Below are 6,153 nucleotides of genomic sequence, written 5' to 3'. Positions count from 1 at the left end.
CCACCGCGAGCGCGGCCGCTCCGGCGCACCCCACGTACAACAGCGACGCGGGCCCCGGCTTCGGCCCTCCGTCCGCCGGCTCCACCGAGCCCGCGCCCGCGAACGCGCCGTGGCTGGCCAAGAACAACGTCGGGTCGCCCTACAACAGCAACATGCAGCTCATCGACCCGGGGCAGAAGGACCAGTTCAAGTACACGAACACGTTCACCAACAAGACGAACGCGCCGCAGACCATCACCCTCTGGAACAAGACGGGCGAGAACGGCAACCCGAACGACGGGCAGAACTTCGACAAGAGCACGCCCAAGACGTTCACGCTCCAGCCCGGCCAGTCGCAGGTGGTGGCGTTCGACAGCAACAGCAGCGTGGCGTGGGCCGCGTCGAAGGACGGCTCGGCGAAGCCCGGCGCGAACTCCGGTCAGACGTGGGGCGAGGCGACGTTCGCGAACTCCGGCACCGGCTGGAGCGGCTTCGACACCAGCCAGATTGCCCCCGCGGGCCACAACGGCAGGATGTCCATCACCAACGAGGCGACCGGCAAGACCGTGACGGAGGCCAACGCCTGGCAGACGGAGAAGGACGACCCCGCCCTCCATGACGTCGGCGTCCCCGCCGGTCCGCTGAACCTGAGCACCGTGCTCAGCTGAGCCTCAGTGGGCCTGGGGCGAGTCCAGGCCGAGCGCCGCCTTGCACATCTTCGTGTACAGGTCCCGGAAGAGGTTGTCCGGGTCCGTGCGCTGCTTCACGGCCTGGTACGTGTCCTTGTTCCAGAGGCTCCAGAACGTCTCCTCGTCGTAGTAGTTGTATGAGATGAGCGTCTTGGTGCCGTTGACGCGCTGGAGCTCGTCCTCCATCTCCTTGTAGATGTTGCGGCCCGGCGGCTGCGGCATGCCGTACACGGCGAGGTCCAGGAACAGCGGGTCCTTCATGCCGGACCACCACTGGGGCGTCAGCCACTCGTAGTCGCGCGTCCGCCGGAAGGGCACGCACCAGACGGGGTAGTGCTTCATCTCGCGGTGGTACCAGTCCATGAACTCGGCCGTGCGCGAGAAGGGGACGAACACGTCCACGATGACCGGCGGGTCCTTCTTCGGCAGCAGCTGGGTGAAGCGATTGGCCGTCCTCAGCACGCTGTCGGAGTGGATGAGCTTTCCGAAGAGCGCCCGCGCCACGAGGCTCTTCGGTTTGACGTGCGTGACGCCGCGGTTGTAGCGGAAGAGATAGTCATACGTCGGGAGGTAGTCCTCGGCGCGGCGCGGGATGCTCTCGCAGTACGCGGTGAGCCAGTCGTAGCGGTGCACGTACGGCGCCTTGTCCACGAAGTGGCCCACGCACAGCACGTGCTTCGTGGGGGAGAAAATCTGTCCGTCCAGATAGTCCGCGCCCTCGTTCTGGAAGTGGTGCCAGATGCCCTGCTGGAAGGACTCCAGCGAGCTGTGCGTCTCGTTCGTCACCCGCACGAAGGGCGCGCAGCGCACGAGCTTGAAGCGCAGCTTGGACAGGATGCCCAGCGTGCCGAACGAGCCGTGCATCATCTCGAAGAGCAGCGGGTCCTCGCGCGGCGAGCAGCGCAGCACCTCGCCCTTCGCGGTGATGACCTCGTACTCCAGACAGGTGTCGTGGAAGCCGCCCTGGCGGAAGGACATGGACTCAATGGAGCACCCCGCGATGGCGCCCCCGAGCGTGATGGTCTTGTGCTCCGGGACGATGTACGGGATGAGCCCGTGGGGCAGCGTCGCGCGCACCACCTCGTCGAAGGTGACGGCGGGCTCCGCGGTGCAGGTCATCCCCACCGTGTCGATGTCGAGGAGCTGATCCAGGTCGCTCAGGTCCACCTTCTCATCGCGGCGCCGCGAGTCGAACCGCTTGGGGACGCTGTGGGGCGGGGACTTCTTCTTGAAGGACGCGGGCCCCTTTCCCTTCCGCTGCCGCAGCTGCCGGGCGATGGCCTCCACCTTGGCTTCGTGAAGCGCTGCTGCCCGTGAAGGGCCCTCCACGCGGGGGCCCCCTGTGACCGACTCCGTGAGCATCCGTCTCCTCCGTTGGCGGGAAGGTGCGGATGATTCCGTGGAACGTGAGCCCTGGCCTGTCGGCGCGGAGCCCTCACGTCCGGCATCAGGGCGGGCGGGCGGCCTGGAGGCGCCGAGGCCCCGTGCCGCATCGGACCCGGGGACACTGGGCATCCACCCGGCCAGGGACAAGCCACCCGCAACAACTCAACCGCTCTGTCTTGATTTCGTTCCTCCCCCCTCGGATGTCCAGGCACCGCGCGCCCGTCCTCCTGCCCCTGCTGCCGGGGCGCGTTGAGCTGGCCCGGCAAGTAGCGGCGTCTGGAAGGTGGGGGGCCCGGAACCCAGGCGCGGTTCCGGGCCTCGTCCGTATCCGCTCAGGTGGCTTCGAGCCGCTGCCGCAGCTCCGTGGTGGACAGCTCCGGCGTGCCGTCCCGGCCCATCAGCGTCTGGCCATCCGCGGAGTAGAGCGCCGGGCGCCGGTACAGCGTGCGCAGGGCGCGCAGGTGGGGATAGACGATGGAGGCCTGGGGGCTCAGTTCCCGCAGGTGCTTGCGCAGGAGCGGGGCGTACTTCGGGCTCTGCGCCGGGAAGATGTGGTGCTCCTGGTGGTAGCTGAAGTTGAAGTGCAGCCAGTTCATCACCGGGTGCGTCTCCACGCTGGCGGTGTTCACGAACGGGTTGTCCGTCTCCTCCGACGCGGGCTGCATCCAGTGGTTGGTGGCGATGTAGATCATCAGCGTGACGTTCCCGATGAGCAGCGGGAGCACCAGCGCGTAGAACGCGGCCCGGGGCCCCAGCACCCACCCGAGCGCCACCCACCCCGCGGTGACGAGCAGCGTGAGCACCCGCTCCCGGACGCGGTGCATGTGCACGTGCTGGAACCCGGGCAGCCGGCAGTGGTGCCAGAGGAAGGCCTGGCCCTGCGCGGTGAAGAAGACGCTGAAGCTGATGAAGCTCAGCCAGTGCCCGGAGCCGGGGGACATGGCGTGGAACAGCTTCGCGAACCCCTGGGTGTGCCAGTCCGTCCTGCGCGGGAGGATGTCCGGGTCGCGCACGTGGACGTTGGCGGCGCTGTGGTGGGCCTGGACGTGCCAGGCCCTCCAGTTGCCCGGCGTCACCAGGAAGGGCGCGAAGCCCACCCAGCCCAGCAGGCTCTCCAGCCTGCGGCTGTGGAACACCGAGTGGTGCAGGGCCTCATGCGCGGCGAGCCCCACGGTGGTGACGAGCTGGCCCAGCGCGAAGGCGATGAGCAGGCACGCCCAGTGGGGCAGCGTCCAGGTGCCGAGCACCCAGATGAGCGCGGCCTCCACCGGCACGAGGCAGAGCGCCACGATGCCTCGCAGGGGTTGTCGTTCGAAGGCCTCCGGAGGCAGCACGCGGCGCAGCTCCGAGCGGAGCCGCTTGGCTTCATCCGGGAGAAGGGGGAGGGAAGGGGCGGAGTCGTTCATGGCGGGTGCCTGTTCAGGAAAGGGGTTTCAGGCCATGGGGCGGGCGATGCCGCCTTCGACGAGCATCCGCAGCCGGCCCGCTTCGTCATGCGCCGCCACGGTGCCGCACTGGAGGAGCTCCCCCTCCACGCGGGGGGCGAGCGCCTTCAGCGTGAGGCGGCGGGGGGCGCGGGCGTCATGCGACACCAGGTCCCGGTCGAACGTGGCCCGCTGGACGCCGATGGGAGCGAACACGTCGCTCGACACGCCCGCCACGTGCATCGCGCTCAACCGCAGGGCCGCGTCCAGCACGAGCGCGGGCACGCCGTGGCCCGCCTGCCGGGAGACCTCCGGCAGCCCGAGTCGCGCGAAGCGGGCGTCCTGCTCCAGGCGGATCTCCTCCAGGCAGTCGAACATCCTGCGCAGCTCGATGGGGGAGCCCGTGGCGCAGTGCGGGTCGTGCACGGACACGCCGTGGCCCGAAGCGCGGGCGGCCTCCAGCTGAGGCGAGGTCCGCGGCGGCTCCGCCGTCAGCGTGAAGCGGGCCTCGGCGTAGACGAGGTCGCGCTCCAGCACCACGCCGGAGGCATGGACGATGTCGCCCGTCAGCTTGACCTGCACGCTGTGCCGGCCCGGGGCGTCGGTCAGCGGGGTGCACTCGGCGCGCAGGGACTGCTGGCCTCCTGACTTCACGCGGATGAAGCGTGAGAACCGGATGTCCTCGATGGTGACGGTGCGCAGCTCCGGACGCGCGTCGTCCAGGGCCGCCTGGAACATCAGGTCCAGGGCCCAGGCGCCGGGCAGGGTGGGGGTGCCCCGGACGAGGTGGTCCTCCAGGCACGGGATGCTCGCGGCGTCGACCGTCAGCTCCCTCCGCGAGGGACGGGGCGGCTCCGGGGTGGGCGGCGGCGGGGCGAGGACCTCCAGGCCGTAGAAGGCGCGCTCGCTCTCGGTGAGCTGGACGTTGATGGGTTGGATGGGCTGGCCGTCCACCAACTGGAGGAAGAGCGCTTCGCCCTCGTCGGCGCGGATGCCGCGCAGCCTGCGGCTGGCCCCGAGGACGCGGTACTCCGAGCCGCGCGTCATGCCGATGCCGTCCCAGGCAAGCCAGCCCACGCTGCACCACTGCACGTCCTGGCGCGCGTCGCTGACCCAGGCGCAGAGCCGGTCCAGCGCCTCGTTCGCGGCCCCGTAGTCCGCCTGTCCGTCATTGCCGATGTAGCTGAACGCGGAGGTCAGGACGTGGAACGGAACGGGGGCGGGGAGGCGGCGGGCGCAGGCTTCACGCAGGTTGCGCAGCCCCAGCAGCTTGGTGTCCAGCGTGCTCCGCAGCTCCGTGAGCCGGCGGCGGTGGAGCTTCTTGGAGACCTGCGTGCCGGCGCCGTGGACCACCAGGTCGAGCCGCCCGTGTTCGCGGAGCAGCGCTTCCACGACGCAGTCCACCTCCTCGGGACGGGTGACGTCCGCGGCCCGGTAGGTCATCTGGCCGGGAAGCCGCGTGAGCCCGTCGAGCGTGGCCCGCAGCTCGCGCACGGCCAGGTGGCGCTCGAAGCGCGCTCGCAGCGCGGGCATCCGCACGGAGGGGTCGCGGGCGAGTTCGGAGGCGTAGAACTCGCGCTCCACGGTGCCCAGCTCCTCGTCGCGCGCCTGGAGCACGCGCTCGGGGGCGTCGGACGGTCGCTGCGGCCCAGGAGGACGACCTTGCAGCCGTACCGCTTGAGCAGCGCCCCGGCGAGGACGGCGGTCACGCCACGCCCACCGCCCGTGAGCAGGACCACCGACCGGGAGTCGAGCGTCGCTGCGGGCCGTGCCGGGACCTCCGTGGGTTGGAGCAGCCGGACGCAGCGGACGGGGCCGTCGAAGCAGACCTCGACGGGCGCGGTGTCGTCGCCGGTGCCCAGCTCGGACGCGACGTGGCCGAGCGCCGTGAGGAGCGGGAGCGGGGTCGTGGCGATGGCCCGGATGCCGTGCGCCGGAACCTCGCGGCCCAGGGACTTGAGCAGGCCCGCGAAGAGGCCCGTGACGGGGTGCAGCGTCCGGCGCGGACCGACGCCGCCGATGCACAGGCTCGCCAGCGTCACCGTGCCCGCGGTCAGCCCCTGATAGGCACGGCGGGCGGACAGGAAGAGCAGCTCCAGCGCCTCGTGACGCAAGGCCGTGTCCGCGACCACGGAGGACTCGCTGGCGTCAAACGCCATCCGGCAGACCGAGACGATGACCTGTGGCTCGAAGCCGAGCGCCTCCAGCCCGGCCTCCGCGGTCTCCTCCCGGCTGAGATCGATGCCGTGGATCCGCGAGGCAGCGTCCGAGGCACCCGCGTGGACGATGCGGAACTCGGGACCGCAGGACTCATGTGCCTGGGCCGCAAGCTCACGGGCCAGGGCCTCGTCCTGCGCGATGAACAGCACCCGCCGGCCGCGCAGCGCTGACGGTCCGGTCACCGGGACCGGACGCTCGACGAGCACCGGCGCGTGGTAGCGGATGGGGGCCGAGTGGTCGAAACCGTCGGCCGCCTCCTGCCCGGCGTGGTCGTCCAAACCGGTCCGACTGTCGGACCGGTTTCCGCCGCTCGGCGGGACGGGCAGCCCTCCGGCTACGGCAGGCGATGAGGCCGGGCCGACGGGATGCGTCAGCGGGATCCCGATGGCACTGGGAGACCCGGCACGGTTGTCCGAACTGGTCCGACTGTCGGACCGGTTTCCGCTGCTCGGAGG

General features: G+C 70.6%; 4 protein-coding genes and 1 pseudogene. 1 reads left to right on the top strand and 4 read right to left on the bottom strand.

All coding sequences use genetic code 11. The features are described from left to right. Positions 1 to 647: pseudogene (locus ACLEQD_RS34755) on the top strand (hypothetical protein); the annotation flags it as partial. Between the two features lie 3 nt (positions 648 to 650). On the opposite strand, the gene ACLEQD_RS34750 reads toward ACLEQD_RS34755, so the two are convergent. The 4 genes from ACLEQD_RS34750 to ACLEQD_RS34735 form a co-directional block, all read right to left on the bottom strand. Beyond that, positions 651 to 2,030: an FAD-dependent oxidoreductase gene (locus ACLEQD_RS34750; protein ID WP_410390008.1), complete on the bottom strand. Its 1,380-nt coding sequence runs from the start codon at positions 2,028 to 2,030 to the stop codon at positions 651 to 653. A gap of 356 nt (positions 2,031 to 2,386) precedes the next feature. Beyond that, complete coding sequence (locus tag ACLEQD_RS34745) at positions 2,387 to 3,460, bottom strand: fatty acid desaturase family protein (protein ID WP_410390006.1); 1,074 nt, start codon at positions 3,458 to 3,460, stop codon at positions 2,387 to 2,389. A 27-nt stretch (positions 3,461 to 3,487) separates the two neighbouring features. Continuing rightward, complete coding sequence (locus ACLEQD_RS34740) at positions 3,488 to 4,921, bottom strand: SDR family oxidoreductase (protein ID WP_410390009.1); 1,434 nt, start codon at positions 4,919 to 4,921, stop codon at positions 3,488 to 3,490. Further along, complete coding sequence (locus ACLEQD_RS34735; protein ID WP_410390004.1) at positions 4,918 to 5,976, bottom strand: hypothetical protein; 1,059 nt, start codon at positions 5,974 to 5,976, stop codon at positions 4,918 to 4,920. The genes ACLEQD_RS34740 and ACLEQD_RS34735 overlap by 4 nt, the downstream gene beginning before the upstream one ends. Positions 5,977 to 6,153: the final 177 nt, after the last annotated feature.

Origin of the sequence: Corallococcus sp. 4LFB, from assembly GCF_046520365.1 — a bacterium.
GTDB classification, from domain to species: Bacteria; Myxococcota; Myxococcia; order Myxococcales; family Myxococcaceae; genus Corallococcus; species Corallococcus caeni.
This window is presented reverse-complemented; position numbering and strand designations above follow the sequence as displayed.